This is a genomic window from Streptomyces sp. NBC_01198, from assembly GCF_036010485.1.
GTDB lineage: Bacteria > Actinomycetota > Actinomycetes > Streptomycetales > Streptomycetaceae > Actinacidiphila.
The window spans coordinates 919380-945286 of sequence record NZ_CP108568.1 but is presented as its reverse complement, the minus strand read 5'-3'; the positions used below and the strand labels follow the sequence as shown (position 1 = coordinate 945286).

The following is a 25907-nucleotide window of genomic DNA, read 5'->3' as shown; positions in this document are numbered from 1 at the left end:
GGTGTTCGCCGGCGCACCAGGGGCTTTCGAGGACGTCCGGAATCGTTTCCGGTCGCGGCGGGTGTCCACCGCCGTGTGTCACCTACCCTTGGCATGGCCCCATCTGAGCACCCTCGCGGTATCCGACCACGATCTCGGAGGTACGACGATGAAGACGAAGACGGCCCAGAAAGGACGGCGGACCGCCGGCTTAGCCGCTGCCGCAGCCGCCGCGCTGGGCGGCCTCCTGGTGGCCCCCACTCCGGCACACGCCGCCTGGGGGACGACGTACACCTTCTCCGTCCAGGACACCTACCAGTACCCGACCGGCACCACGGTCCAACTCGGCCACGTCGACGGCTGGGTGCAGTTCGACGACGGTGGCAACTCGTTCCGCTACTCGCTGACCGCGTGCCAGCAGTCCAGTTACACCCCGCCGAAGATCCAGGTCGCGGTGAACGCCGGCTACGTCGGCAGTACCTGGCAGGAGACGGACCTGGAATACCTGTCGCTGCCGAGCGGGTGCAACACCGTCACCGGCCAGGACACGTACGCGAATTACTGGAACGTCGCCTTCGTGCTCTACGGGGACACCTTCACCCCCGCGCACACCACGGTGAGCAAGAGGTGGGTGGCCGCCAACCCGTACTGATGCCGCCCCGTGCCGTCCGTGCTGCCCGAACGGGCGGCACGGACGGTTCCTGGCGCTACGGGCGGGACGTCACCAGTCCGAGTTGGTCGCGCCCAGACTCATCAGGACCTGGTCGAAGGTGTTGCCGTCGTTGTCGTCGGTGTAGGACATCGCGAGCGTGCCGAACGGGGACGAGGTCAAGGCGAGTTGCTCCTGCCGGCCGGCCGTGACCTGGCTGACGGACTGGGCCGGCAGACGGCCGGTGAAGGTGCCGTCGGGGTTGAGGCCCCGGGCCCAGACCGCTGGATCGGTGCCGGCGACGCTCCAGCCGACCACGGCGTCGCGCTGGTCGTCGATGCCGACGGTGGGGTTGCCGGCTCCGGATCCGCTGGAGGTCTCGACCTCGGCCGAGCCGGCGGTGCCGGTCGCGGTGAACGACCGGGCCCAGACGCCACGGGTGCCGGTGTGATCGGACTCCCACGCCACGGCGAAGTCGCCGTTGAAGTCGGCCGCCACGGCCGGGCGTTGTTGTTGCTGCCCGCTGCCGAGGCTGTTGGCGCTGCGGCGGGTGAGCGTGACGGCCCCGTTCGCCTTGGCCAGCTTGACCAGACCGATCTGGTAGTAGCCGTTGTTGTCGGTGTCCTCGTCCCAGACGACGACGGCGTCGCCCGAGGCGGAGGTCGCGACGTCGGGGTTGTGGTGCGCGCCGCCCGCCGCGTTGACCGTCACCTCGTAGGCCTTCGTCGTGGTTCCGGTGAACCCGGCCGCCTTCACGGTCGCGGCGGCGGTGCCCTGGATGTCCTCCCACACCACGGAGAACGCGACCGCGGTGGTGCTGCTGGGCGCGCCGTCCGGATCGACCGCGACGCGCGGATGGATCTGCTGGCCGTCGGCGCTCGCGTTGGCCTGACCGGAGCCGAGCACCGCACCGGCTGGGGAGAGCACTCGGTAGGTGATGTTGTAGAAGCCGTTGCCGTCCGGGTCCTCCGCCCACACGACGACGGCGTTGCCGCGGTCGTCGAGTCCCACGTCTGGCTGGAGGTGCCGCCAGGCCGTGCCCGCGGTCCCGCCGGCCGAGAGCTTCTTCTCGTAAGCCGACACGCCGTTGCGGTACATCCGCACCCACACGTCGCTGTGCGTGTTGTCGCCCGGGTCGGTCGTGTCGCGGTCGTCCTCCCAGACCACTGCCACGTCGCCGAGGCGGTTGGCGGCGATCGAGGAGGTGTCCTGGTCACCGGCGGAGTCGCTGTTGGCGGTCACCCAGGACGAGGGCCCCGCCGCCGAGGCCGGGGCCACCACAGCGAGGACCGCGAGGAGGCCGGCGAGGGCTGCGACGAGTATCGAGAGCTTACGCATCGGCCAACCCCGGCTGTCCGTCGTGGATGACAAAGGTCCCGGCGGTGGTCGCCGCCGCGCCGTGCTCGGTCACTGTCGCCACCGACCGGAAGTCGGCGGTCAGCTGCGACGGCGTGATGTGCGTGCGGACGTAGCCGCGCCGATCGGAGTAGAAGCGCAGATGCGGGTTGAGCGACCCGTTGGGGATCGCCGTGGTGGTGGTTCCGTTCCCGCCGCTGGTGATCGAGGTGCAGACGAGCTCGGAGCCGATCGTCGCCGACGACGGGTTCGCGTAGTCGGCCTTGAGGTTGTTGCCCCACGACGCGTGCACATCACCGGTGAGGACGACCGGGTTGCGTACGGCCCGGTCGATGATGCCCTGCTGGATCCGCGCCCGGCTGGCCCGATACCCGTCCCAGGCATCCATGTTCATCGCGCCGGCGGAGTTCACGTTGCGGGCGAAGAAGACCTGCTGGCCGATGAGGTCCCAGGTGCTGAGGTGCTGGCCGAGTCCGTCGAGCAGCCATGACTCCTGGGCCGTGCCGGTGATCGTACGCGTGGCCAGATCGGCGTCGGCGCAGACCTTCGTCCCGTCGCCGCACGCCTGGTCGTCCCGGAACTGGCGGGTGTCGAGCATGTGGAACGTCGCGAGGGTGCCCCAGCGGACCCGGCGGTAGAGCGGGATGCTGTTGCCCGAAGGCGTCGATGCGGCCCGCAGCGGCATGTTCTCGAAGTAGGCCTGATACGCGGCGGTACGGCGCGCGGTCCACTGGGCCGCCGTCAGCACCGGGCTGCTGTCGGCGCGGACCATGTTGGCGTAGTTGTTCTCCACCTCGTGGTCGTCCGGCACGACCAGCCACGGCGCGATCGCGTGCGCGGCCTGCAGGTCCGGGTCGCTGCGGTAGAGCGCGTAGCGGCGGCGGTAGTCGGCCAGCGACACGATCTCGCTGCCGAGGTGCTGGCGCAGGGCGCCGGCGGTGGCGCCGCCCTCGTAGATGTAGTCGCCCAGGTGCAGGATCAGGTCGGGGCGGTCGTCGGCCATGCGGCGGTAGGCGGTGTAGTAGCCCTGCTCGTAGTGCGCGCACGAGGCGAAGGCCATCGTGAAGTCCCGCCCGACCGCGGTCTTCGCCGGTGCGGTGCGGGTCCGGCCCACCGGGGAGACGAATCCCTGGGCCCGGAAGCGGTAGTAGAACTCCGCGTCCGGGGCGAGTCCACCGGCCAGCACGTGCACCGAGTGGGCCTGGGCGTAGCGGGCGGTGACCGTACCGGAGCTGACGAGGGTGGCGAAGCTCTGGCTGGCCGACACCTGCCAGTCGACGGCGACGTCGGCGTTGGGCATGCCGCCCTGGCCGTCGGCGTTGGTCGGTGTGGGGGCGAGACGCGTCCAGAGCACCACGCTGCTCTCGTCCGGTTCCCCGGAGGCGACGCCGAGCGTGAAGGGGAACGGGGTGGCGGCGGCCGACGACTGGGCCGCCGCCCCGAGTTGAAGCGTGGCAGTGCCCACGGTGGTGAGCCCGCCAAGGATGAAGATGCGGCGACTGAGGTTCCTCATGGCCGCCGATGCTCGCGGACGCAGGTGAACTCCCCTACCTGCGCTGGGGACCGTCAAATGACGTGGCAACGGCGGGAGTTGCTGAGCACTCGCAGGGCGACCGACCTCGCCCCGGTGGCGCCGAGGAGGCCGTCGGAGGAGCAGGTGACGACGGCGTGTCCTGGAGTGATACGGCGCAGGGCGCCCTGCTCGCACGGTCTTGCCGTGACGGGTCGCGATGTCCCGCCGTCGCAGCAAGCGGGGTGCCCCGTTCCAGGGTGTCGCGCTCCCTGTACGCCTCGCGGTTGACGGATAATGGCCTGCCGCCCTGGCATCCCCGGCGGAGCCGGTCGCTCCACGGATCGGCCGAGACGGCGATTCCAGATCCGGCCCGGAACCTCTGAAAGGAACAGCTGATGCAAGCGGTACTCGACGGAACGGTCCTTGCGGACGCGGACGAAGCCGACGTGGTCTCGATCGAGGGGAACTGGTACTTCCCGCCGGAGACCGTCACCCCGCAAGCGCTGTCCAAGAGCGACACCCCCTACACCTGCCCGTGGAAGGGCCGGGCGCAGTACTTCGACGTCCAGGCCGCGGACACCAGGCACGCGGACGCAGCGTGGTCGTACCCGGAGCCGGCGTCCTCCGCGATCGACCGCGTGGGAAGGGACTTCAGCGGGTACGTGGCCTTCGACAACAAGGTGACGGTGCGCTGACCAGCCGCCTCGCGTGGCCGTACGCCGTCAGGCGGCCGCCGGACCCGGGTCGGCTCGGAGCGCGATGGGCCCGTAGTCGAGCCATGGGTCCTGGAGGAAGTCGTCTTGATGGGCGTCGTGGTCCCGGGCGCTGATGCGGAAGTAGAGGGCTCGCCGTGTCTGGTCGGATGCGTAGTTCCCGCCGATGTTGTGGCCGAGGAGGTAGTGGGCGAGCAGCAGGTCGCCTGCCCGTCCCCTGATCTGCTCGGGCTCCGGCCAGTCGATCGGTGGGTAGGCGCAGAACATCTGCGGGCCGTGGTCGCGGAAGTACGCGGCGTGGCGGAGATGGGTGCCCGGCCAGACCCAGAGGTTGCCGGAGTTCTCCGTGAGCTGGTCGGACATCAGGACGCAGGCCAGGAGGGTGAACGTGCCCTGCACGGGTTCACCGGTCGGTTCCTGCCGGTCGGAGTCGATGTGGGGCGCACCTGGACGGTGTGAGTACGGCGGGATGTTCAGGGCGACCTGGACCTGCCAGGGGTACTTCAGTGTCCCGGCCCCCGCCAGTTGCTCGGCGAGACCGAACGCGGGGCTGCGGGTCAACGGCTCTCTGAGCGCCGGCTCGTCCTTGGTGCGGCGGAAGTAGAAGTGGTGGCCGGTGGTGCCGGTCGCAGGGGGCTCGGTGGCCACGAGCTCGTCGATCCGCCTGGCCGCTCGGTGAAGAAGATCGCCCTGGACCACCTGCGGGACCAGGACGAAGCCTCGCTCTGCGAACTCGTTCACCTGACCGGCGCTCAGCATTCGATCACCCTAGAGCGACGGGGCCCGGAGATCGAAGGGTTTTCTGCCACCAGCACTCTGGGCGTGACGATGGCGGCGGTCATGCCGTCGGCCGCCACCTGCGCCTTGGCCACGCCGCCAACCGGGTGCTCCGGGGCGGGGTCCGGTCCTGGTGGGGGGACTGGTCCAACGGTGCCGTCGATTACCGCTGAGACCCTCCTTCTCGGCAGGATGGGTGCCATGACCGAGATCCAGACCCCTCGCCTGATCCTCCGCCGCTGGCACGACGACGACCTTCTCCCCATGGCGGAGATCAACGCGGATCCGCAGGTCATGCGCTGGATCGGCGATGGCTCCGTCCGTGATCTGGAGCGGACGGCGGACGATATCGAGCGGTGGGAGGAGGAGTGGGACGAGGAGGGCTTCGGTCTCTTCGCCGTGGAGCTGCTGGCCTCGGGCGAGCTGGCCGGTTTCGCCGGTCTCTCCGTCCCCCTGTTCCTGCCGGAGGTGCTGCCTGCCGTGGAGATCGGCTGGCGGCTCGGCCGGCAGTATTGGGGACAGGGCTACGCCTCCGAGGCCGCCCATGCCGCGCTGGAGTTCGCGGTCCAGGACCGCGGTCTCGACCGCGTCATCAGTATCAGCGCGGCGGGTAACGACGCCTCGGAGAACGTGATGCGGAAGCTCGGCATGGTGCTGGAGCGCGAGACGACGCATCCGGCGTACGGACTCCCGCTGCGTGTTCACACGATCGATCTCACCGAGTTCCACGTCTGAACCGGCCGCATCCGTTTCGCCACCCGATGCGGCGCCGGGCACGGCCCCCCCTGCCGCGGCCGCCGGCACAGTTTACTTTCCCCGAGCGGTTGTTCCCCGTGTTCGGCTCCCGCGCCGGCGCCGTTGCCTGGACCTACCGTGCGGACCCCCACAGGGAGTTCGCGCGAGCCCGGGCGACCGCGTTCACCCGGTGGGCGAAGGCGCGCCCCGCCGCCCCGGCGGCCTGAGCGTTCACCCTTGGGGGAGTGCGCGCAGGAGCCGCTTCCGGGGAGCCGGTGGGGACGGATGCGCGTAGGAGAGGGTCGCGAACGATCTCCGCGCGCGCCGCACGTGCCCGCTTTGTCCGTCGCCCGGGGTGAACCTGAGGGTGAACTCCGCCAACCGGGACAGGCGGGCACCATGACTGATACGAAGCCGGACCCCGACCAGACCCCGGCCCGCGAACGGGACGAAGTGGAGGACGAGGTCATGGACGAAGTCCTCGCGTGCTATACCGACGCGATCGACGAACGCGACAACCCGCACAACTCCGAGCAGGGCCGGCCGGCGCAATAGCCGGACCGGGCCCCGGTGACGGGGCGAGAAGGTCTGCTGGACCTCGCCCTGTTGCGAGCAGGTGCCGGGACCGGTGGGACGAGGAGCCCCGGCCGGCCCGGCACGTCGTCACCGGGGCCGCGCCCGAACCGGCGGCGCACGGTGGTCTGCTCACCACGGACCGCACCGGGCCCGTCCTCGTGAGGCTGCCGCGAGGTGACTGATGCCCCGGAGCGGCCGCGCGGCGGTCAGCCCGCGAGGCTGGCCTGCGCGACGACCTTCTCGATCCGGACGCGGACGAGTAGCTCGCCGGGGACGCCGTTGCGGGCCGCGTACTCCTCGGCCCGGTCCACACCCATGTAGCGGGCCGCGATCCGGCGTGCCCAGCTGCGGAGGTCGTCCAGGTCCTCGGAGAGGTCGGCTCGGCCCTCGACGAGGACGAAGGAGAACGGCGGCCGCTCGTCGTCGACACAGATCGCCACCCGCGGGTCGCGGGCCAGCGTCCGGCCCTTCACGCTCTCGCGGCCGGTGTTGAAGACGATGTCGTCGCCCTCCAGCAGGAACCACACCGGTGCCAGGTGCGGACGGCCGTCGGCGCGGGTGGTCGCGAGCTTGGCGGTACGGGTGCTGTGGGCGAGGAAGGCCCGCCACTCGGGTTCTGTCATCTCAGGCATGCGCCCATCATGGCCGGGCCTGGGGCGAGCCCCACAGTGCGCCGCGCCGATCGGCCGGCGCACCCGAAGGGCTCTCCACAGGGGCGCGGCGAATCCTCGGGAATGTGGCGTCGCGAATAAATTTCGAGGATGGCAAAAAGGGACGGAAAGGTCGCCGTCATCACAGGGGCGGCGCGGGGAATCGGTGCCGCGGTCGCGCGGCAGCTGTCCGCGCGCGGATTGCGGGTGGTTCTGCTCGGCAGGGAGCTGGAGTCGCTGCGAGAGGTGGCGGGCGGACTCCCGGGCGAATCCTGCTGCATCGAGGCGGACATCACCGACGAGGGGGCCATGCAGGGGGCTGCGCGATCCGTCGCGGAACGCCTCGGGCCGGTCTCCGTCGTGGTCGCCAACGCCGGGATCGCCGCCGCGGGGCCGTTCGCCGGTTGTGACGCGGCCCTGTGGAACCGGGTCGTCGCGGTGAACCTGATCGGCAGCGCGGTGACCGCCCGGGTCTTCTTGCCCCAACTCCTGGAGACCTCCGGGTATTTGCTGCAGGTCGCCTCGACCGCGGCTTTCGGATCCGCTCCGATGATGAGTGCCTATTGTGCGTCCAAAGCAGGTGTCGAGTCCTTCGCCCAGGCCCTGCGGATGGAGATGGAACCCGAAGGCGTAGGCGTCGGAATCGCCTATCTGCACTGGACGGGCACCGACATGATCGGTGAGCTGGAAGAGCATGTCGTGCTGCGCGAGCTGCGCAGCCGCCAGCCCTCGCCGGCCCGCCGCGTGCACACGCCCGACCGGGTCGCCGCCCTGCTGGTGCGCGGCATCGAGCGCCGCGCCCCCACCGTCTACGCGCCACCATGGCTGCGCCTGGCCCAGCCGTTGCGCCCGATCTTCCCGTACCTGGTGGCCCGCGCCGCACGCCGCTCGTTCGCGCGGCTGTCGCCGGCCGAACTCCATCGGCCCGCCGGGGTTCTGGGCGCCGGCGGACACGCCGACTGGGACCTCCACCGGAGCGCTTCCGCGACCCCTCCCAGCACGCCGCCGCAGGACTGAGTCCCGAGCGGCGCCCCGAAGTCCGGCATCAACCGCTCGCACAGCAGCGACGCCTCCCCTGCACGGCGCGTGGCGGGAGCGGCCGTCACAACACCACGAGATCACGGAGAGAACGGGATGATCACAGCAGAGCACTGGATCGAGACGCTCGGCCTGGAGGAGCACGTGGAGGGCGGATACTTCCGCCGGTACCGCGGCGCCGTAGTGGGCCAGGATCCTGGCCAGGGGCAGGTCCTCTCCCTCGCTGTGCCCGGTGGCGTCTGGAAGGCATCCCACCTCACCGACGGGGACCACGGCCTGATCAGCGAAGCCGTCGCACCCGGGTTCGACTACGCCGACATGACGCTGGCCCCGGCGGACCACCTGGTGCGGCTCTTCCCCGACCACGCGGAGTTGGTCCGCCGCTACTGCCGCCCCCACCTCGCGGAGCCGGCCGGTCCTGACGCGTAGGGACGAGGCTCCGGCCGACGGATGAGGCGGCGCCCGCAGGCAACGGTTTGCCGCCCCCGGTGACTCAATGGGTTGAGGAGGTCGCCGATGAGAGACAGACCAGCGGGCCGGGACGAGGACTTCGTGCGTTTCGCCGCCAGCCGTCGTACGCATCTGTTCCGTACTGCCTTCCTGCTCTGCGGGAACCGGCACGCGGCCGAGGATTTACTCCAGCAGACCCTGGAGCGGGTCTACGTGGCCTGGCAACGCGTCGAGCGGGCCGACGAGCCCGACGCCTACGTCCACCGGATCATGATCAACGAGCACTCCCGCCTCCTGCGGCGCCGGCGGCGCGAGTCGCTGGTCACGGACGTGCCGGAGCCGAGGGAGCCGGCAGCGGCGGGGGGCGGCTGGGCGGAGACCCGCCCGGTGCTGCTTGCCGCCCTCGCGGCGCTGCCGTTGCGCCAGCGCCAGGCAGTCGTGCTGCGCTACTGGGAGGACCTGAGCGAGACCCAGGCGGCAGCGGCCATGGGCTGTTCGGTCGGCGCGGTCAAGAGCCAGGCGTCCCGGGGCATCGCAAGGCTGCGCCTGGCCCCGTCCCTGGGCAACCTCACCCCGACAGGAGGCGTCGAATGACCCACGATGACGACACCGGCGCCATCGGCACCCTGCTCGCACGGCTCGCGGAGAGCGAAACGCTGCCCCCGGCGCCGTCGTACACGTCGCTGATCAGCGGAGGCCGCCGCCGCCTGGTCAGGCGCCGCGCGGCCCTGGCCGGGGCCGCGGCGCTCGCCGTGGCCGCCGTCGGCGGCGCGGTGGCGCTTTCGGGGACCGCCGCTCACCACGCGGCCGTCCCCGCGGCCACTACGGCCCGACCGGAACCTGCCAGGACGACCACTCCTCCCGCGGCCGACCCGATGGCGCCCTCGCCCAGCGTGCTGATCGGGCAGGGCACCGACAACCAAGGCCACACCTGGCGGGTCTCGGCACGATTGTGGCCGGCTCCCCGAACGCAGGGCGAGGCCCTGGCGCAACTGCGGGCCATCGCGGTGGACGAGAAGTTCCCGCCGGGCTGGGGGCCGATCGACGACAGCTGGGTGCCGGCGCAGTTCGAGCAGGACCACATCCAGCTCTCCGGGAGCCTCGACGGCAAGCGTTACCCCAACCCCAGCTACGACGACGCCGGGCCGTCCGAGAGCACCACTGACCCGTCCACCGTGGGGATGGGCACGTCGGGCGACTTCATCGGTCCGGAAACGCGCATACAGCAGACCCGCACCATGGTCGGCACCGTCGCCGACGACGTCCGGCGGGTGAGCGTCCGCTGGTCCGACGGCTCGTCACACGACCTGCCGATGGTCCGGGTCGCCGGCTCCGCGCGGCGCTGGTTCGCCGTCCGGGCGCAGCACGGCCTCACCGGCGTGGTCACGGAGTACGGCGCCGGCGGCAGGGTCATCCTGCGGGACACCAAGTCCTTCCGTAAGGCCGCACACTTCTGACGGGTGCCGGCGGCGCCGGCCGCCGGTCGTGGCCACGTCCGCCGAGGCGGCGCGCCGGCCATGACCGCCGTCCGGCACACCGGCGCCGCCGACCGGCAGCCGGGTCAGCAGGGCGACGGCGAGGAGCACGGGGAGCAGCGCGGCCAGGGTGCGGGTCAGACCGGTCAGTTCGGCGGCCCACCCCACCGCCGCGGGACCGAGCAGCACGCCCGTGTACGTGAAGGTGGTGAAGCGCGAGACGGCGGTCGCCGTGCTCATCCCCTCCACCCGGCCGACCGCGCTGAAGGCCAGCGGCAGCAGGACCGACATCCCGGCGCCCATCACGGCGAACCCGGCGACCGCGGCCACAGGGTCGGCCACCAGCACCGCCAGGCCGAGCCCCGCCGCCGCGACGAGCCCGCCGGCGCGGAACACCCTCGGGGCGCCGTAGCGGTTGGCCAGGCGGTCACCGACCAGGCGTACTGCTGTCTGGCCCGCGGCGTAGGCCGTGACGGCGGTCGCGGCGAGGCCCAGCGAGACGCCCCGCCCGTCGTGCAGGAAGATCGGCCCCCAGCCGAGCGCGGCCCCCTCGCAGATCATCAGGGCCGTACCGGCGAACCCGAGGGCCACGAAGGCCCCCCTCCAGCCACCGCCCGAGCGGTCCGCGTCCCGCCGCCCGACGCCGCGTCCGCGCGCGCCCCGCCCCGGAGCCGCGCCGCTCCGGCGATCCGCCGCGGCGGGCAGCAGCCGCGGACCGAGCACGAGCCCGCCGACGGCCAGTACGGTTGCCGCCCCGACGAAGTGCGCGGTGAGCGGGACACCGGCCCGGGACAGCCCGGCCGTGGCGAGGGACGCCACGACGGCACTGACGCTCCACGCGGCATGGCAGCCGTTGAGGATCCGCCGTCCGGTACGCCGCTCGACGGCGACGGCGTGCGCGTTCATCGCCGCGTCCGTCGTACCGTGCACGCCGCCGAGCGCGACGGTCGCGGCGGCGAGCGCACCGAGACCGCCCGCCAGACCGGCCGCCGCCAGCAGCAGCGGCATGACCAGCAGCGACACCCGCAGCGCCGGCCGGCTGCCCACCCGGGCCACCAGCGGCCCGACGAACTGCATGGACACGATGGCGGCCAGCGCGAACAGCAGCCCCAGCAGCCCCACTTGTCCGTCCGACAGATGGTGCGCGCTCTTCAGCGAGGGCTGCCTCGCGATCCACGTCGACAGCGTCAGCCCGTTGAGGAAGAAGACCGCGGTGGCCGGCCACCGCCCGCTCCCGCCACCGACCGACCGTGCGCCCTGCTCCCGCGTGTCCATCCCGCAACCTCCGTCTGCGTTGTCCACGGCCCCGGAGATCCGGGTCCGAACTGACGACGAACGAGATGACCGCGGATCGACGTCCTACCGGACGAGGCGCGGCGGGCGGGTGCCTCCGTCGGCCTCGAAGTCGCCGCGGGCGATGTCCTGGCGGCACGCGCCGCACATGCTGAGCGGGTGAAGCTCGGCGCCGCAGCTGTGGCGGAACACGGCTTTCGGCTCCGCGTCCGTAGCGTGGAGTTCGCCCCATTCCTTCAGGCCAAGCCGTAAGTCCGGACTCACTAGTGGAGGAACGCACCGTGGGCGTCGTCGAAACCCACACCAGCCGGAACGCGGGCTTCGCCGCCACCGGCGCCTACTCGGAACCGCGGCTGATGCCCCGGCTGAAGACGATCATCATCGGCTGCGTGGACCCGCGGGGCTCCGTCGCCCACGACGTCGCCGCGCTGCGCGACAACCCGCGCGTACCCGGCGTGCGCGTCTCCGGACTCGTCCACGACGTCGCAACCGGCCGGACGCAGACCGTCGTCCAGCCCTGGGCCGTCTCCAGCCCTGCCGTGCGGGGCCGCAAGCTCTTCCCCTCCCGCGCCCATCGTCCTGGCTAGGACTCACCATGACCGATACCGGCAATCTCATCTCGCGGAACGCCGTGTTCGCCCGGGACCGGTTCCGCGCCGGCCTGCGGATCAACCCCAGCGGCAACCTGACGGTCGTCGGATGCGTCGACCCCCGCGTCGACCCTTCCCACGTGCTGGGCCTGTCCCTGGGGGAGGCCGCCGTCATCCGCAACGTCGGCGGGAGGATCACCCCCGCGACCCTGCGCACGATGGGCATGCTCGGGAAAGTGGGCCAGGCCCATCAGGACAGCCGGGTGCCCGGTGACTGGAACCTGGTCATCCTCCACCACACCGACTGCGGGATGACCGATCTCGCGGCCTTCCCCGAGATGCTTGCCGAATACTTCGAGATCGCGCCCGTCGAACTGGACACCAAGTCGGTCAGCGACCCCTTCGGCTCGGTCCGCGCAGATGTCGACGTCGTCAAGCAGGACATCCCCGGCGGGCCCGGCTTCCTGGTGTCGGGCCTGGTCTACGACGTCTCCAGCGGCCTGGTCGAGACGGTCGTCCCGGCCACCCCGCTGGGCTGAGTGCGAAGACCGTCCCCTACCGGGGGCGCTGACCGGGCTCGCACCCGCATTCCACCGGCACGCACACGTTCCTCGCCGGTGCTAGCGTTATTCGGAGCGCAGTGGTGACGTCATCCCCGGCAGGCCGGAAGAGGCCGGAACAGGAGTCAGTGATGACTGCGTCCGCCACGATCGAGCACTCGGTCTCCACGCCCTACGGCCGGGTTGCCGCCGTCGACCACGCCGGCGAGGAACCTGCCTTCCTGCTGATGCACGGGTATCCCGACGACTCCTACGTGTACGGGAACCTCGTTCCTGAGCTCTCGCCGCGGCGGGTCGTCACTTTCGACTTCCTGGGGTATGGAGACTCCGAGCGCTCGCAGACCGTACCGATGGGCGCGTCGCAGCGGGTCGACGAGACCGCTGCCGTCATGGACGAGCTCGGTATCGCGCAGGCGGTCCTCGTCGGGCACGACGGCGGCGGCCCGGTGGCCGTGGACTACGGGAGGAAGCACCCGGACCGGGCGGCGGGAATCGCCCTCATGAACTGCTTCTACGGCCATTCGGACACGCTGACGTTCCCGGACATGATCCAGTTGTTCTCCGACGGCCCGCTGGCAGGCTTCACGGACGCGATGCTGGCAGAACCTGCTCAGGGCCTGTGGCTGCTCACGCACACGGCGGCCGGCCTGGGCTACGACACGTCGGAGGACGTCATCGCGAACGCCGTGCTGCCGCAGTTCGTCGGTGGCCGGGGTCGTCCGAACGCGGTGGAGGCGATTCGTGCCTGGACGGCGAGGATTCCGGCGGACCTGACCGCCCAGGACGAGGCGGTGGCGGCAGGGGAGCTGTCGTCGGTGCAGACCCCCGTCGATGTGATCTTCGGGGCGGAGGACACCGACCTCGATCCCGGGGTGGCGCGCCATCTGGCCCAGCTGTTCCCGCATGCGCGGCTGTCGCTGGTCGAGGGGGCCAGGCACTGGGTCCAGGCCGACCGCCCGGCGGAAGTCGCCTCCCTGCTGAAGGGGTGAGACGCCCCCGACGATCGCCCGGCGTCCGGCAGCACGGGGGCGCACCTGGTGAGGGGCTGTCACCGCACGGGGGTTCTCGACCCCGCCCGGCGGCCGGGCAGTGCCTGGACGGGGCCGGCGGCGAGACCGAGGGCGGCGAACACCCACCAGATGTGGTGGAAGTGAGCGAGTCCGCCGGTGCCCATAAGGGCGACGAAGAGGCTGATTCCGAGGACCGCGCCGAGCTGCCGGAAGCTGGAGTTGATCGCCGAGCCGAGGGCGAACTGCGCCGGGGCCAGCTTCGCGACGGCGGCGCCGGACTGGACGGGCAGGGTCAGGCCGATCCCCAGGCCGGTGAGGACGGTCCAGGGCAGCCAGTGCCCGAGCCAGTCCGGAGAGGCGTGCACGGACAGCGCGAACCCGGTGCAGCCCAGGGCCCACGTCACCGCGCCGGCGAGCAGCACGGGCCGGTGTCCGATGACGCTGGCCAGCTTTGTCGTCGAGCGGGCCACGACGGTGACGACCACCGGTCCTGCGGCGCTGGCGAGCGCCGCCCGCAGGACCGAGTAGTGCCACTCGGTCTGCAGGAATATCAGGTTGCTCAGCAGCAGCCCGAAGAACGCCGTCGCGAACAGCAGGGTGGCGATGTTGATCTCCCGGAACTGGCGCTCCTTGAAAAGGGAGAGGTCCATCACCGGCCGTGCGGCCTTCGAGGTGCGCCACAGGAAGACGGGAACGGTGAGTGCCGCCAGGACGAACCCGGCCACCACCCAGGAGTCGGACCAGCCGCGGGACGGGCCCTCGATGATCGAGTAACTGAGCAGCGCGGGGATCGCGGCGACCAGGACCGCTCCGACGGGGTCCGGGATGCCGGTCTCGCGCGGGTCCAGGGATTCCCGGAGCTGTCGCCTGCCGAGCAGGATGATCACGGCCGCGATCGGGACGTTGACCAGGAAGATCCACCGCCATGAGGCGTATTCGGTGAGCAGCGCCCCGAGGGTGGGACCGACCGCGGCGGCCGCGGCCGCCATCGCGCCCCAGACGCCGATGGCGATGTGCCGTCGGGGGCCGGGGTACTCGTGCAGGACCAGGGCGAGCGAGGAGGGGACGACCAGGGCGGCGAAGACCGCCTGCAGGGCCCGGGCCGTGATCAGCACTCCCGCGCCGGGCGCCAGCCCGCACAGGGCGCTCATCAGGGCGAACCCGGCGATGCCGACGATGAAGATCCTCTTGCGCCCGTACCGGTCGGCGACCCGGCCGGCGGGAATGAGCATGGCGGCGAACACCAGGCTGTAGGCGTTCAGGACCCACGCCAGGCGGCCGGTGTCGGTGTGGAAGCTCCGGCTGATCGTCTCGAAGGCGATGTTCACGATCGTCGTGTCGAGGAACACCATGAAGGCGCCGAGGCTGCCCAGGATCAGCACCCAGCGGGCCCGCCGGCTGTCGGCGGACGACGCGTCGTGGGGGACGTCAGGCAGCGCCTGGCGCTCCGATGCGGGCGCTCGCTCCGTGTTGATCATGGTGGCCACTCCTAGTGTGTTGCGATGTCCAACCGACTCGGGCGACCGTAGCAGGAGTGAGTTGGAAACGACAACAGAGTAGGATGGAAGTATGCGGACGCACGAAGATCACGGAAAGAGGGGGCCCGTGGAGGATCGCCCGACTGGCGTACGGGAGTGCCCGGTGGCGGCGTCCCTGGAAGTTCTGGGGGAGCGGTGGTCCCTGCTGGCTGTACGGGAGATGACGTACGGCGTGCACCGCTTCGGGCAGATCGCGGGATACACCGGCGCCTCGCGTGACATCCTCGCGGACCGGCTGCGCAAGCTGGAAAACGCCGGAGTGGTCGAGCGCCGGCAGTACAGCGAGCACCCGCCCCGGTACGAATACCACCTCACCGAGGCGGGCAAGGAGCTGCAGCCGATACTGCTCCACCTCTTCCAGTGGGGCCTGAAATGGACCGACGCGGAGTCATCGGTGGCGATCAAGCACTCCTGCGGGCACGACGTGGAAATCGACAGGTCCTGCCACCACTGCGGAGGCCAGGTGTCCAGGGAGACCATAGAATTCACGTCCGCCGACCACGACTGACCCGGACGGACCCGATCTCGGGCAGGAAGTTCGCGATCAACCCGGCTCCAGAAGGGATCACCGTCCAGCTGCCCTTCGGCTCCGGACACACCTCAGCTCGGCTGCGTCACCGTCGGGTTGTGAACGGCCGCCCCGCGAGGCCGTATCGGCACCTGCCGGTGCCGGAGTTCTGCTCTCAGCCAAGCCGGTAGAGCCTGCGACGGCGGGGGCGACAGGATCGACGCATGCAGCCGACATTCGTTCTCGTGCACAGTCCGTCCGTGGGCCCCTCGACCTGGCGGCCCGTGGCCGAAGAGCTGGCAGCGGCGGGATACCAGGTTCGGGTCCCGTCACTGCTGCACATCGGCGCGGGCGCGCCGCCGTTCTGGCCCCGCATCGCCGAGGCCGTCCACGACGACCTCCGGCATGTCCCGGTCGACACGCCCGTCACCTTGGTGGCACACAGCAACGCAGGCCTGTTCCTCCCCGCGATCCGCTCGGGCCTGGACCATCCGGTGACCAGCTCGATCTTCGTCGATGCCGCACTGCCGGCCCGGCACGGTCCGACCCCGGTCGCCCCACCCGAACTGCTGGCATTCCTGCGCCCGATGGCCGTGGACGGCAGGCTGCCGCGCTGGACGGACTGGTGGGACGAGGCCGACGTCGCGCCCATGTTCTCCGACCCGGCGGTGCGACAGACGGTCATCGAGGAGCAGCCCACCCTGCCGCTGTCCTACTACGAGCAGCACATCCCCGTGCCCGCAGGCTGGGACGACCACCCTTGCGCCTACCTGCTGTTCGGCCCTCCCTACGACGAGCCTGCCGCCGAGGCCCGGGAACGCGGCTGGCAGGTGGCCCACCTGCCCGGCGCGCACCTGCATCAGGTCGTCGAACCTGCCCGCACGGCCCGCCATCTCATCGAACTCGCCACGACGTGAGCCGCGGCATCGACGCCGCCGTGTGCGGTGGGGACGCTGCCGGGCCGGCAGGTCCGCCCTCAGCGCACCCACCGCCCGGTGCGGCCGGCGCTCAGGCCGACCGGTGGCCCATCGTCCGGCTGAGGGTGTCGGGGTCGGCGTCATAGCCGACCAGCAGGCTGTGGAACTCCCACGCGCCCGACGGGGCGCGGGTGAACTCCGCCAGCGTCGCCCCCGTGGCGGGGCCGATCGAGGTGAAGTCGCCCTCGGCCAGCACGGTGTAGCCGGTCACGAGCTGGTAGGCCGGGTTGGCCACCGTCTGGAACTCCAGCCGGCCGAAGCCCTGCTGGATCGCCACGGCCACCACGACCCGGCCGTACTCGGGAGAGAGCCGGCCCAGGTCGAGGGTCAGCACCTCGTCGAAGCCCAGGCCCTTGCCGTTGGTGCTGTCCCGGTTGAGCCAGATCGTGCCGTCGGGCGAGAACCGGCTGCCGAAGGCGACCAGATACGCCGGGTCGCCGTGTTCCGCCCCGACCCGGTACGTCGCGGCGATCAGATCCAGATCGCTCGGCGGAGCCCCCAGCGGACTCGGGTCCCACTTCAGCCGTGCCTCGGCCCGTTCGATGCCCTTACTGAGGCCGCTCATCGGACGCCTCCCCCTCGGTGGCGGCACGTCGGTCGCCACCTCTCGTTCTCGATTACGCCTCGCACGTCCCCTGTTGTCCAGACCTTCCCGCGCCGGACCGCTTCGAGCGGCGTCTTCCGGCCAACCCGGCCATCGGGCTGTGCCGTCCGGCGCGGTGGGTCCGAGGTGCGGACCGGAGCCGTGGGGCCCTGCTCTCCTCCTGCCCTGTCCAGGGCAGGGGCATGACCCTGGCGGGGGGGTTCTTCGGGTAATGGGTCGTGACCGGTGGCTGGTGGGCCACCGGTCGGGGGAGTCGGGGGGGTCAGACGACGATGCGGTCGAGGTTGGGGGCCCCGGCGGAGGGGTTGGAGAATTTGATGGTGTTGTTTCCGGCCTTGAGCTGGATGGTGACGTTCTTGGTGACCACGGTGTTGTAGTCGGGTGTCTCGGGGAAGCTGACGGTCTGGTTGACGCCGTTGACGCTCACGACGGCGGTGCGGGCCTGGCCGACGCTCATGAAGGAGATGCTCATGGTGTAGCTGCCCGCGGCGGGTTCGGAGACGTTGCTGAAGGTCGCCGTGCCGCCGTTGCCCAGGTAGCTGAGCTTCTTCCCGCCCGAGCAGTGCGCGCAGCTGGTGATCGTCGTGCCACCGGCCAGAGTTGCCGCCTCGGCCTCGTACGACACGTTCCCACCACCCGGCGGAGGCGTCGACGGCGGCGGAGTGGTGGGCGGCGGGGTGGTGCCGCCGTTCATGCTCGCGCCGAGGCTGTCCAGGGCGGTCTGCACCAGGGCCTGGGTGTTGGTGTTGAGGTTGGCGTTACTGCCGTTGACGACCCAGTTCGAGCCGGAGAACATCACCACGGTCACGCCGTTGTCGACACCGCCGGTGGTACCGCTGCTGGGGATGCCGAGCAGCTGGGCCGCCTTCACGGACGCCTCGCCCAGTTCGCGCGAGTCGTTGTCCGAGGTGGTCTGGTTGTTCGCGGTCTGCGTGTCGCCGAAGATCGAGCCGATGACCTTGCCGTTGTAGAACATCAGCGCGAACTGGCGGCCGGTCATGCCGCGTTCCTTGTAGTAGAAGTGCGGGCAGGGGGACGTGCGGTCCCAGCAGTCGTCGCCCAGCACGTAGAACGGCACGTGGTGCGCGCCCAGGGCCTGGCCGTTGCTGTCTTCCCAGGTCGTCTCGCCCTGGTGGTCGGGATCGGGATCCGAGTCGCTGCCGTCGGTGTCGATGGCCATGCCGGAGCTGTAGGCGTAGACGCCGCTCGCGACCTGGTACACGTTCACGTTCTGAGCCCGCGTCATGGTGTTGATGTGGGGCTTGGAGTTGACCTGGTTGGCGGCCGTCGAGTTCTGCTGGACGCCGGCCAGTACCTGGGCGGCGGTGTACGAGGTGGCGGCCGGGGCCGCCTTGGCTGTTGTCGGGGTCGTCGCGGCATCGGCGTTGCCGATGGCGAGCGGGACGGCGAGCGCCAGGGCTGCGGCGGCTGCCACAACGAGGCGCGTACGTATCGATGACATGGCGGTGTGGGGCCCTCCGTCAATCGTTAGTAATGCTTCCTAACGAATAGAAGCACTCGTGACCCCGGTCGAACAATCATCTCGTTAAGTAGTTTTACTAAGTCCATACCTCCAGCGGGTGACCGGCTCGCGGCCCCGACGCCGAGTCGGCCTTCGAACGTGCAGGTCAAGCGCCGGCCACCCCGCGGCTGGGTGCGCGTGCGCCGGAGCGGACCCGTCGGCGGCCTGCACGGGGACCGGCCAAGGGGCCCTCCACGACGGCCACTTGCGTCACCCCCGACCATCCGGGCACTTCCCTGACAGGACAGGTCTGTTAGGAAACTTTCCATCCCATTGTCTTGACGGGCCGTCCCACGGAGGGATTGACTGCGGGCGCTGCGGACGCAACGTCACTACAGCACCACCCGTCGCGTCTTGCGTACGGCGTCGGCACCCTGCTGCGCGTCGGCTCTCCCAGATCACCCGCATGTCACAGCTCCGGTCCTCACGCGGGCCGAGAGCTGACCCCCCGGGGCATGCCCCGTCCCGATCCCCTCTGGAGGACACACGTGAGATGGTCACGACTCGCCAAAGTGCTGGGCGCTTCCGCACTCCCGACAGCAGCGGTGGCGATGAGCATCAACGCGACCGCCAGCGCCAGTCCCCAGGCGACGAACGGGTTCCCCGCCCACTACGCGGCGCCCTACCTGGAGCTTTCCAGCGGCACCGCAGGTGACATGGCAGCCGACATGAAGGCCACCGGGCTGAAGGACTACACCCTGGCCTTCCTCATCCCCAAGTCGGTCTGTACTCCCCAGTGGGAGGCCGGCAACAGCGCGCTGGGCGCCTTCACCTCACAGGTCGGCAGCCTGAAGGCGGCGGGTGGCGACGTCATCATCTCCTTCGGCGGCGCGGAGGGCGGCGAACTGGCGCAGACGTGCACGGCCGTCTCGTCACTCACCGCCGCCTACGCCAGCGTGGTCAACACGTACGGCATCACCCGGCTCGACTTCGACATCGAAGGCGACACCCTGGGCGACAGCGCCGCCAACGCCCGGCGCAACCAGGCCCTCGCCGCCCTCCAGGCCCAGAACCCCGACGTCCAAGTCGACTACACCCTCGCCGTCGACCCGTCCGGCCTGGAGTCCGACACGCTGAACCTGCTCAAGGACGCCAAGAGCAAGGGCGTCAACGTCAACCTGGTCAACATCATGACCATGGACTTCGGCGACGGCGAGAACGCCCTCAACGACGCGCTGTCCGCGGCCAAGAGCACCGCCGCGCAGCTGGCGAGCCTCTACGGCATCTCCACCTCGCAGGCCTACGGACGCCTGGGCCTCACTCCGATCGCCGGCCGGAACGACGACAACGAGAACTTCACCCAGGCCAACGCCACCACGCTGGAGGCCTTCGCCGCCACCAACGGCGTCCAGGAGCTGTCCTTCTGGGAGGTCGACAGCTACGACAAGGCCACCGGATACGCGTACTCCCAGATCTTCGACAAGATCACCGGCGGCACCACCCCGCCGCCCACCAGCCCGCCGCCGTCGACGCCTCCGCCGGGTGGTGGGAACGTGTCGTACGAGGCCGAGGCGGCAACTCTGGCCGGTGGCACGACGATCACCAGCTGCGCGCACTGCTCGGGCGGGAAGAAGCTCAGCTACCTGGGCAACGGCGGCACGGCGACCTTCAGCACCGTCTCCGAACCCGCCGCGGGCAGCTACACCATGAGCATCTCCTTCATGAGCGTCGGCCAGGCCCGCACCGCCGTCGTGAGCGTCAACGGCGTCAACCAGACCGTCAGCTTCCCCGAGACACCCGACTACAACACCGTGGTCACCAAGAACGTCACCATCCAGCTCAAGGCCGGAAACAACACCATCAAATTCTCCAACCCCTCCGCCGGGGCCCCCAACCTCGACCGCATCGTCGTCTGACCCCCCCGACTCCCCCGACGCCCCAGGGCAACCCACGCCCTGGGGCGTCCTCCTCCCGCGGCCTTCCCCGGTCAGGCCGAGGTTGCCGGACTGCTCCTCCGCGTTCAACCCTGCATGCCACGCGGGGATTTCACGGTCTGCGCGAACGCTCGCGCCGTGGACGGCAAGTACAGGGTGCGGCCGGAGTACGCGCCGGCCGGATGAGGAGGGGAAATGGAAGACGATGACAGTAGTGACGCCGCCGCGCTGGCCCGCTCGGCCCGCGACCCCGCCGCATTCGAACCGCTGGTCGCCCGGCACACCGGCGCCCTGCACGGCTACCTGGCGCGGCGGGCGCCCGGCGCTGCCGACGACCTGGTGGCCGAAGTGTGGCTGCGCGCCTTCGCCGGCCGCGCCGGCTTCGACCGGGCCCGCGGCACCGCCCGCAGCTGGCTGTTCGGAGTGGCCCGGCACGTACTGGCCGCGCACTGGCGGGAGTCGCGGCCGGTGGCGGAAGCGGAGGACGGTGCCGCCACCGACCCGTGGCAGGCGGTCGACCAGCGGCTCGACGCGGCGGCGGTGGCCCCGCTCATCCGCCGCACCCTCCGCGAACTCCCGGCGGTGGAACGCGAGTTGCTGCTGCTGGTGATCTGGGAGGAGCTGACGCCCAGCGAGGCCGCCGCGGTGGTCGGCATCCCGCAGGGCACCGCACGCTCCCGGCTGCACCGAGCCCGCACCCGGCTGCGGGACGCACTCACCCCGACCGCGGCACACGCCACGGCCCACCGACCGGCAGGAGACCCGGCATGAACGACCTCACACGCGGCCGCACGGCCGCCGACCACGATGACGCCTTCGACCTCGACCTGCCCGGCATGGGCCGGCTGGCCGCCGCCCGTACGGTGGCGCCGCCCGCCGCGGACGTCCTCACCCGCTCGCAGGCCGTCGTCACCGCGGCGGTGCAGCGGGCCCAACGTGTCAGCGAACCGGCCGCGTTGGACGACGCCCCGGGAGCGGCGGTGCCGGTGCGCCGCCGGTTCTTCCGGCGGCGCTGGATCGCCTCGGCGGCGCTGGTGGCCGCGGCGGCCACCGGGGTCGCGGTGCTGCCGGCGCTTGACCTCGGCGGCAAGCCGGCCGCCAGCGCGAGCGCGGCGGCCTTCCTCGACGACCTGGCGGACCGCACCGCGGCCCAGGACGACGGCAGCACCGCGGTCGAGCGGATGAAGGGGGCGCCGTACTGGAAGTCGGAGGGGATCTCCGGTCCGACCCCCGGCTCCGCCGACCGGTCGGCCGCCTACACCGATACCGAAGGCGTTCAGCGGGTGTACATCTTCGGCGCCCACGGAACGACAACCGTGGGCTTCGACACCAGTCGCCGGTGGCACATCGGCGGGAAGACACTCGACGTCGCCGGACTCGACGAGCTGCCCACCGACCCTGCCGCCCTCAAGGCGCAGCTGACCGAGCACGGCACCGCCTCCCTCCACACCATGGCCTCCGAGGCCGCCGCGCTGCTCGACTCGCCGGCGTCCGCGAAGCTGCGGGCCGGTGTGTTCGGGGCGCTCGCACAGCTGCCCGGCGTGCGCCTGGACGGCACCAGGAAGGACGCCCGCGGGCGCTCAGGCACGCGGATCCTGATCGTCGACGAGAGCAGGCCGGTCTGGGAGACGACCCTGCTGGTGCAGGCGCGAACGGGAAGGCTGCTGCAGCAGGAGCTGATCCTGCGGAAGGACGTCCTCAGCCGGACGACCTACCTCTCGGACGGTCCGGCCTGGAAGTTCCCGCGGGTGAAGGGCGCGCCCGCTGGGCCCGTGAGCGCCCCGCCGGCGTCCGGCAGCCCTGCCCCGGAGTCCACCGGCTGACCGCACGGCCCCCCGCGGCACCGGTGATGGAGGCCACCGAGGCCGGCCCCTTCAGGTCCTCATCGGTGCCGGCCCGGGGGAGTGGGGGAGATGTACGCGTGGTGCAGGCGGTCGGGGAGGGGGACGGCGCGCCAGGTGCGGGCGTAGGGCGGCGGCTGCTGACCGTGCGGGACGAGGACGGCGACCGGCATGCGACCGGCCAGGGACCGTACGCCCTGCGTCGTGATGCTGGTGTCGGCGCCCCGCGTTTCGCGGGACGCGCACCCGGCGTGGTAGCCGACCGGGACCGAACTGTCCCCGGTGACCGTGCAGGGCGGACGCACTCCGGCCCGGTGCAGGGTGGCGGAGACCGCGTCGGCGATCCGGTGCTGCGCGCGGTTGTTCTGGATGGTGCCTGCCAGGACGGAGAACTGGATCGCCAGGTGCGTGCCGACCGCTGCGGCCACGAGCGCGACGACCGCCGGGCGCAACCGGCCGTGGGGGCGGCGGGTTACCAGCCGCCAGAGGCAGTCGGCCACGGGCACGGCAAGCAGGAGGTAGGCGGGCAGCAGGAACCGCGGCGCCGCGTAGTCGATGAGGAAGAGGTACGGCACGGAGACGAAGACGGCGACCAGCAGCGGGAGCAAGGCGGTCGCCCGGCGCCTGGCCGCTGTCGCCGCGAAAGCGCCCCCGACGGCCAGGACGGGCAGCACGAAGAACCACATGCCGGTGCCGCGGTGCCGCCACGGGATGGAACAGGGCCGGCACAGGCCCCGCCCGTCCAGCGAGCGGATCTGGTCGTCCACCGCGAAGTTCAGGCCCATGCCGCCCTGGATGTCGCTGCCCAGCCGCAACCGCTCGGCCAGCCCGCCGAAGCGTACGTACGCCTCGACGACCCACTCGCCGCAGCCCAGGACGACTCCGAGCAGCACCACACCCATCAGCCACGGCCGCCGCCACCCGGGCACTGCCAGGGCGACCGCCAGCAGCGGGACCGCCAGCCACACCGCGTCCGGCGGCCGCATGAGGCCGACGATGGTCACCCCGCAGACCAGCCCCACCAGGGCCGCGCGGTCGGTACGGTCCCGGGCGGCCCGCAGGAAGCAGCCGGTGGCGAGCATCACCCCGTACGCGCTCCAGAGGTTGGGCATCACCTGCGCGCCGTAGTCGAGCGTGATCCACAGTCCGGCGAAGAGCGAGCCGGCCAGCGCGAGCACTCGCACGGGTACGAGGTTCCGCCACACCCACAGCGCGAGGAGGAGCCCCGCGCCGGACAGCACCGCCATCCACACCCGAAGTGCCGTGGTCGAGGTGGTCAGTTCGGCGACCGGCGCGGCAAGGAAGCTGATGCCGCGAGCTCGTGGGGCGCTGAAGAACGCCGCTGGGATCGTGCCGCTCACCTGGCTGGTGTAGATCGTCTCGTCCCAACCGAGCCCCGTCCGCGGTACGGTCAGCCACAGCTGCACCACCGTGTAGACGCCGCTGACGGCGACCAGCCATGGCAGCGCGCCGGGCCGCGGCGTGGGCGGCCAGGGCCGGACGCCCGGTGCGGCCGGCCGGGCGGTTGGGGTGACGACTGTGCGATCGGGCATGCGGGCACCTCGGTGGAAGCTGCTGGGCACCGGGATGGACACCCGAAGGAATGCTGTCCGCCGCCAGGACGCCATGCCACTTCGACACGGCATTTTGCGGAGCCTCGGGAAAACACGGGCCGCAACTTCGGGGCCGCAGCACGCCCTTTGTACGCCCAGGGTCCGGAACGGCTCTCGGCCACGACCGCTGACCGGCTGCCCGGGCCGCGCCTTCGGTGACCCCAGGCGAACCGGGTGCCCGCCGCCACAGGACCGCGACGGCCGGCCCGCCGCCGCCCGCAGACCGGATCGGCCGGCGTCAGCGGCTCGGTCCGCTCCGATCCCGCATCGCGTCAGTGATCACTCGCCGGACGGATACCTGATCAGCCGGCCTAAGGGCTTGCAGATCATTAACACGCCGTCTTGATCTTGCCGTGAGGCTCGTCAGTTTGGGCGATGACGCGAGCCTGAATGGCCATAAGGACCCCGGGGGGTGTCGTCGCGGGTGAGATGACGATGCCGTGTGCCTCGAGCAGTTTCCTGTTCTTCAGAAGGGTGCGGTGCATCGCGGTCCGGCTGCTGTTGAACAGCACGGCGAGAGGTTCCGCGGCCAGGGCGACCCGCAGATGGAGCAGGGTGGCCAGGATCTGTTCGGGGAAGGCGAGCCGGGGCGGACGGCCGCGCCGGGCATCGCCGTCGGGAGTCAAAGTCTCTGTGAGCACGTCCAGTTGTTCCCGGGACATGCCGGTCAGAGCGGGATCGGACAGCAGGGCCTGGTCCCACCGCGGGGCTTGCTCATGCGGGGTTCGGGCCACCGGGACGGCAGGACAGGGCTGCGGGTGCAGGGCATAGTTCCACTCGCCATGGAAGATGTGCCGGGTCAGCGGCAGTGCCGCCATCTCCGCGTCCCCGATACGGACCGCGGTGGGATAGGTGTTGGTGTCGAGTGCGGCATTCACGCGAAGCCCGGTGCGGGTGGTGGTCGCGGCGATGGACTGGACGATGACTTCGTGGCTGGTCAGCGGGCGGCCGCGCCAGTTCATGGTGATGTGCGAGAACAGCCGGTGCTCGATCTTGTTCCACTTCGATGTGCCGGGCGGCAGATGACACACGGTGATCGTCAGTCCCGTTTCGGCGGCGAGCCGGGCCAGTTCGAGCTTCCAGCTTCCAGGCCCGGGTGCGATAGCTGTTGGAGCCGCCCGCGTCGGCGGTGATCAGCAGCCGTGGCGCCTGCGGGTAGGCAGCCTGGCCCTGTCCGTGCCACCAGCGGCGGATCGACTCGACCGCGAACGCCGCGGTGTCGTGATCGGTGCCGACGTTGACCCAGCCGGTGTTCGCCGCGACGTCGTAGATCCCGTAGGGGACGGCCTTGTCCAGTTGCGGGTCAGCGAAGTCATGCACGTTCACCGGCACCGGCTCACCTGCCGGCCGCCACTGGCAGCCGCTGTTCTTGAAGTCTCCGACGAGCTCCTTCTTCTTGGTGTCCACGCTGATCACTGGCTGGCCACTGTCCCGGTGCCCACGGGCCTGCTCGTTGAGATAGCGGAACTGGGCGTCGCGGTCCGGGTGCTGACTGCCCTCGATCGTCTTGACGTTGGCCTGCAGGCTGAAGCCTTCGTCCCGCAGCAGGCCGGCGACGGTGTCGGCGCTGACGCGGTGCCCGGCCCGGGTCAGCTCTCGTGCAAGCGCGCGGGTGGACTTCACCGTCCACCGCAGCGGCGACATCGGGTCACCCCGTACATCCGGCTCAACCAGCGCCAACAGTGCTGGCAGCAGCCCCGGATTCAGATCCGCCACTCGTTTGCGGCCCCCGCCCGGACGCCGCACCCGCCCCAGAGGCTCCACACCCGCCTCAAGCTCGAACACGCCCTTGCGAACCGTAGTCTCACTGACCGCAGCCGCCTGGGCCACAGCCCGGACACCGCCGTGCCCCAGCCCCCGGGCCTCCGCAGCCATCAACAGCCGCCGCTGCCGCTCGTCCAAGTGTGGGAACAACACAGCGAACTTCGCGACGAGTTGATCACGAGTCTTGTCCGGAATGCGCATACCACACCAACGAGCCTCAGGACGAGAAGTAACACCTTGATTCCCTGCAAGCCCTTAGGCCCAATACCAGTGACTTGCCGCCTCGTAGAGGGTGCCGGCGA

General features: G+C 71.0%; 24 protein-coding genes and 1 pseudogene. 15 read left to right on the top strand and 10 right to left on the bottom strand.

Annotation, left to right across the window (positions count from 1 at the left end; genetic code table 11):
- The first annotated feature begins 148 nt into the window (after positions 1 to 148).
- On the top strand, positions 149 to 631 hold the full coding sequence (locus tag OG702_RS04235; RefSeq protein WP_327287523.1) for a hypothetical protein: 483 nt from the start codon (positions 149 to 151) through the stop codon (positions 629 to 631).
- A gap of 69 nt (positions 632 to 700) precedes the next feature.
- On the opposite strand, the gene OG702_RS04230 is transcribed toward OG702_RS04235, so the two are convergent.
- Both OG702_RS04230 and OG702_RS04225 read right to left on the bottom strand, forming a co-directional pair.
- Positions 701 to 1966 carry a hypothetical protein gene (locus OG702_RS04230; RefSeq protein WP_327287522.1) on the bottom strand — a complete coding sequence of 422 codons (1266 nt, stop codon included), beginning with the start codon at positions 1964 to 1966 and terminating at the stop codon, positions 701 to 703.
- Positions 1959 to 3497 (bottom strand): alkaline phosphatase D family protein, encoded by a 1539-nt coding sequence (locus OG702_RS04225; RefSeq protein WP_327287521.1) that lies wholly within the window; start codon positions 3495 to 3497, stop codon positions 1959 to 1961. The genes OG702_RS04230 and OG702_RS04225 overlap by 8 nt, the downstream gene beginning before the upstream one ends.
- A 395-nt stretch (positions 3498 to 3892) precedes the next feature.
- On the opposite strand from OG702_RS04225, the gene OG702_RS04220 reads away from it, so the two are divergent.
- Complete coding sequence (locus OG702_RS04220; protein ID WP_327287520.1) at positions 3893 to 4192, top strand: DUF427 domain-containing protein; 300 nt, start codon at positions 3893 to 3895, stop codon at positions 4190 to 4192.
- A 27-nt stretch (positions 4193 to 4219) separates the two neighbouring features.
- Here OG702_RS04220 and OG702_RS04215 read toward each other — a convergent pair whose 3' ends face one another.
- Entirely contained in the window at positions 4220 to 4969 is a 750-nt protein-coding gene (locus OG702_RS04215; protein ID WP_327287519.1) for a phytanoyl-CoA dioxygenase family protein, read from the bottom strand.
- A gap of 219 nt (positions 4970 to 5188) precedes the next feature.
- On the opposite strand from OG702_RS04215, the gene OG702_RS04210 reads away from it, so the two are divergent.
- Both OG702_RS04210 and OG702_RS04205 read left to right on the top strand, forming a co-directional pair.
- Positions 5189 to 5722: a GNAT family N-acetyltransferase gene (locus tag OG702_RS04210; RefSeq protein ID WP_327287518.1), complete on the top strand. Its 534-nt coding sequence runs from the start codon at positions 5189 to 5191 to the stop codon at positions 5720 to 5722.
- Positions 5723 to 6121: 399 nt separating this feature from the next.
- A complete protein-coding gene (locus OG702_RS04205) occupies positions 6122 to 6277 on the top strand; it encodes a hypothetical protein (protein ID WP_327287517.1) in 156 nt (51 codons plus the stop codon).
- 227 nt (positions 6278 to 6504) lie between these two features.
- Here the strand turns inward: OG702_RS04205 and OG702_RS04200 are convergent, their stop codons facing one another.
- Positions 6505 to 6921, bottom strand: a complete 417-nt coding sequence (locus OG702_RS04200) for a PPOX class F420-dependent oxidoreductase (RefSeq protein WP_327293077.1) — start codon at positions 6919 to 6921, stop codon at positions 6505 to 6507.
- A gap of 138 nt (positions 6922 to 7059) precedes the next feature.
- Here OG702_RS04200 and OG702_RS04195 point away from each other — a divergent pair, with 138 nt between their 5' ends.
- From OG702_RS04195 to OG702_RS04185, 3 genes are all read left to right on the top strand, one after another.
- Entirely contained in the window at positions 7060 to 7965 is a 906-nt protein-coding gene (locus OG702_RS04195; protein ID WP_327287516.1) for an SDR family oxidoreductase, read from the top strand.
- 117 nt (positions 7966 to 8082) lie between these two features.
- Positions 8083 to 8415, top strand: a complete 333-nt coding sequence (locus tag OG702_RS04190) for a cupin domain-containing protein (RefSeq protein ID WP_327287515.1) — start codon at positions 8083 to 8085, stop codon at positions 8413 to 8415.
- An 87-nt stretch (positions 8416 to 8502) separates the two neighbouring features.
- Positions 8503 to 9030, top strand: coding sequence for a SigE family RNA polymerase sigma factor (locus OG702_RS04185; protein WP_327287514.1), 528 nt, complete (start codon positions 8503 to 8505; stop codon positions 9028 to 9030).
- A gap of 704 nt (positions 9031 to 9734) precedes the next feature.
- Here OG702_RS04185 and OG702_RS04180 read toward each other — a convergent pair.
- Positions 9735 to 11186, bottom strand: a complete 1452-nt coding sequence (locus OG702_RS04180) for an MFS transporter (protein WP_327287513.1) — start codon at positions 11184 to 11186, stop codon at positions 9735 to 9737.
- A gap of 299 nt (positions 11187 to 11485) precedes the next feature.
- Between OG702_RS04180 and OG702_RS04175 the strand changes: the two genes are divergently transcribed.
- The 3 genes from OG702_RS04175 to OG702_RS04165 all read left to right on the top strand — a co-directional run bounded on the left by OG702_RS04175 (position 11486) and on the right by OG702_RS04165 (position 13343).
- Positions 11486 to 11791: a hypothetical protein gene (locus OG702_RS04175; protein WP_327287512.1), complete on the top strand. Its 306-nt coding sequence runs from the start codon at positions 11486 to 11488 to the stop codon at positions 11789 to 11791.
- Positions 11792 to 11799: 8 nt separating this feature from the next.
- Positions 11800 to 12333 (top strand): carbonic anhydrase, encoded by a 534-nt coding sequence (locus OG702_RS04170; RefSeq protein WP_327287511.1) that lies wholly within the window; start codon positions 11800 to 11802, stop codon positions 12331 to 12333.
- Positions 12334 to 12485: 152 nt separating this feature from the next.
- Positions 12486 to 13343 (top strand): alpha/beta fold hydrolase, encoded by an 858-nt coding sequence (locus OG702_RS04165; protein WP_327287510.1) that lies wholly within the window; start codon positions 12486 to 12488, stop codon positions 13341 to 13343.
- Positions 13344 to 13402: 59 nt separating this feature from the next.
- Here OG702_RS04165 and OG702_RS04160 read toward each other — a convergent pair whose 3' ends face one another.
- On the bottom strand, positions 13403 to 14842 hold the full coding sequence (locus tag OG702_RS04160; RefSeq protein WP_327287509.1) for an MFS transporter: 1440 nt from the start codon (positions 14840 to 14842) through the stop codon (positions 13403 to 13405).
- Positions 14843 to 15005: 163 nt separating this feature from the next.
- Here OG702_RS04160 and OG702_RS04155 point away from each other — a divergent pair, with 163 nt between their 5' ends.
- Positions 15006 to 15410, top strand: coding sequence for a winged helix-turn-helix transcriptional regulator (locus OG702_RS04155; protein ID WP_327287508.1), 405 nt, complete (start codon positions 15006 to 15008; stop codon positions 15408 to 15410).
- Positions 15411 to 15655: 245 nt separating this feature from the next.
- A complete protein-coding gene (locus tag OG702_RS04150) occupies positions 15656 to 16327 on the top strand; it encodes an alpha/beta hydrolase (protein WP_327287507.1) in 672 nt (223 codons plus the stop codon).
- 91 nt (positions 16328 to 16418) lie between these two features.
- Here the strand turns inward: OG702_RS04150 and OG702_RS04145 are convergent, their stop codons facing one another.
- Positions 16419 to 16952: a TerD family protein gene (locus OG702_RS04145; protein ID WP_327287506.1), complete on the bottom strand. Its 534-nt coding sequence runs from the start codon at positions 16950 to 16952 to the stop codon at positions 16419 to 16421.
- A gap of 301 nt (positions 16953 to 17253) precedes the next feature.
- Complete coding sequence (locus tag OG702_RS04140) at positions 17254 to 18426, bottom strand: glycoside hydrolase family 75 protein (RefSeq protein ID WP_327287505.1); 1173 nt, start codon at positions 18424 to 18426, stop codon at positions 17254 to 17256.
- Positions 18427 to 19001: 575 nt separating this feature from the next.
- Between OG702_RS04140 and OG702_RS04135 the strand changes: the two genes are divergently transcribed.
- The 3 genes from OG702_RS04135 (at position 19002) to OG702_RS04125 (ending at position 22210) form a co-directional block, all read left to right on the top strand.
- The gene (locus tag OG702_RS04135) at positions 19002 to 20369 is read left to right on the top strand and encodes a CBM35 domain-containing protein (RefSeq protein WP_327287504.1); all 1368 of its coding nucleotides are present in this window, start codon (positions 19002 to 19004) and stop codon (positions 20367 to 20369) included.
- A gap of 213 nt (positions 20370 to 20582) precedes the next feature.
- On the top strand, positions 20583 to 21158 hold the full coding sequence (locus OG702_RS04130; protein WP_327287503.1) for an RNA polymerase sigma factor: 576 nt from the start codon (positions 20583 to 20585) through the stop codon (positions 21156 to 21158).
- Positions 21155 to 22210 (top strand): hypothetical protein, encoded by a 1056-nt coding sequence (locus tag OG702_RS04125; protein ID WP_327287502.1) that lies wholly within the window; start codon positions 21155 to 21157, stop codon positions 22208 to 22210. Before OG702_RS04130 ends, OG702_RS04125 begins: the two co-directional genes overlap by 4 nt.
- A 59-nt stretch (positions 22211 to 22269) precedes the next feature.
- Here OG702_RS04125 and OG702_RS04120 read toward each other — a convergent pair whose 3' ends face one another.
- Positions 22270 to 23781: a hypothetical protein gene (locus tag OG702_RS04120; RefSeq protein WP_327287501.1), complete on the bottom strand. Its 1512-nt coding sequence runs from the start codon at positions 23779 to 23781 to the stop codon at positions 22270 to 22272.
- Between the two features lie 389 nt (positions 23782 to 24170).
- Positions 24171 to 25806: pseudogene (locus OG702_RS04115) on the bottom strand (ISAzo13 family transposase).
- Positions 25807 to 25907: the final 101 nt, after the last annotated feature.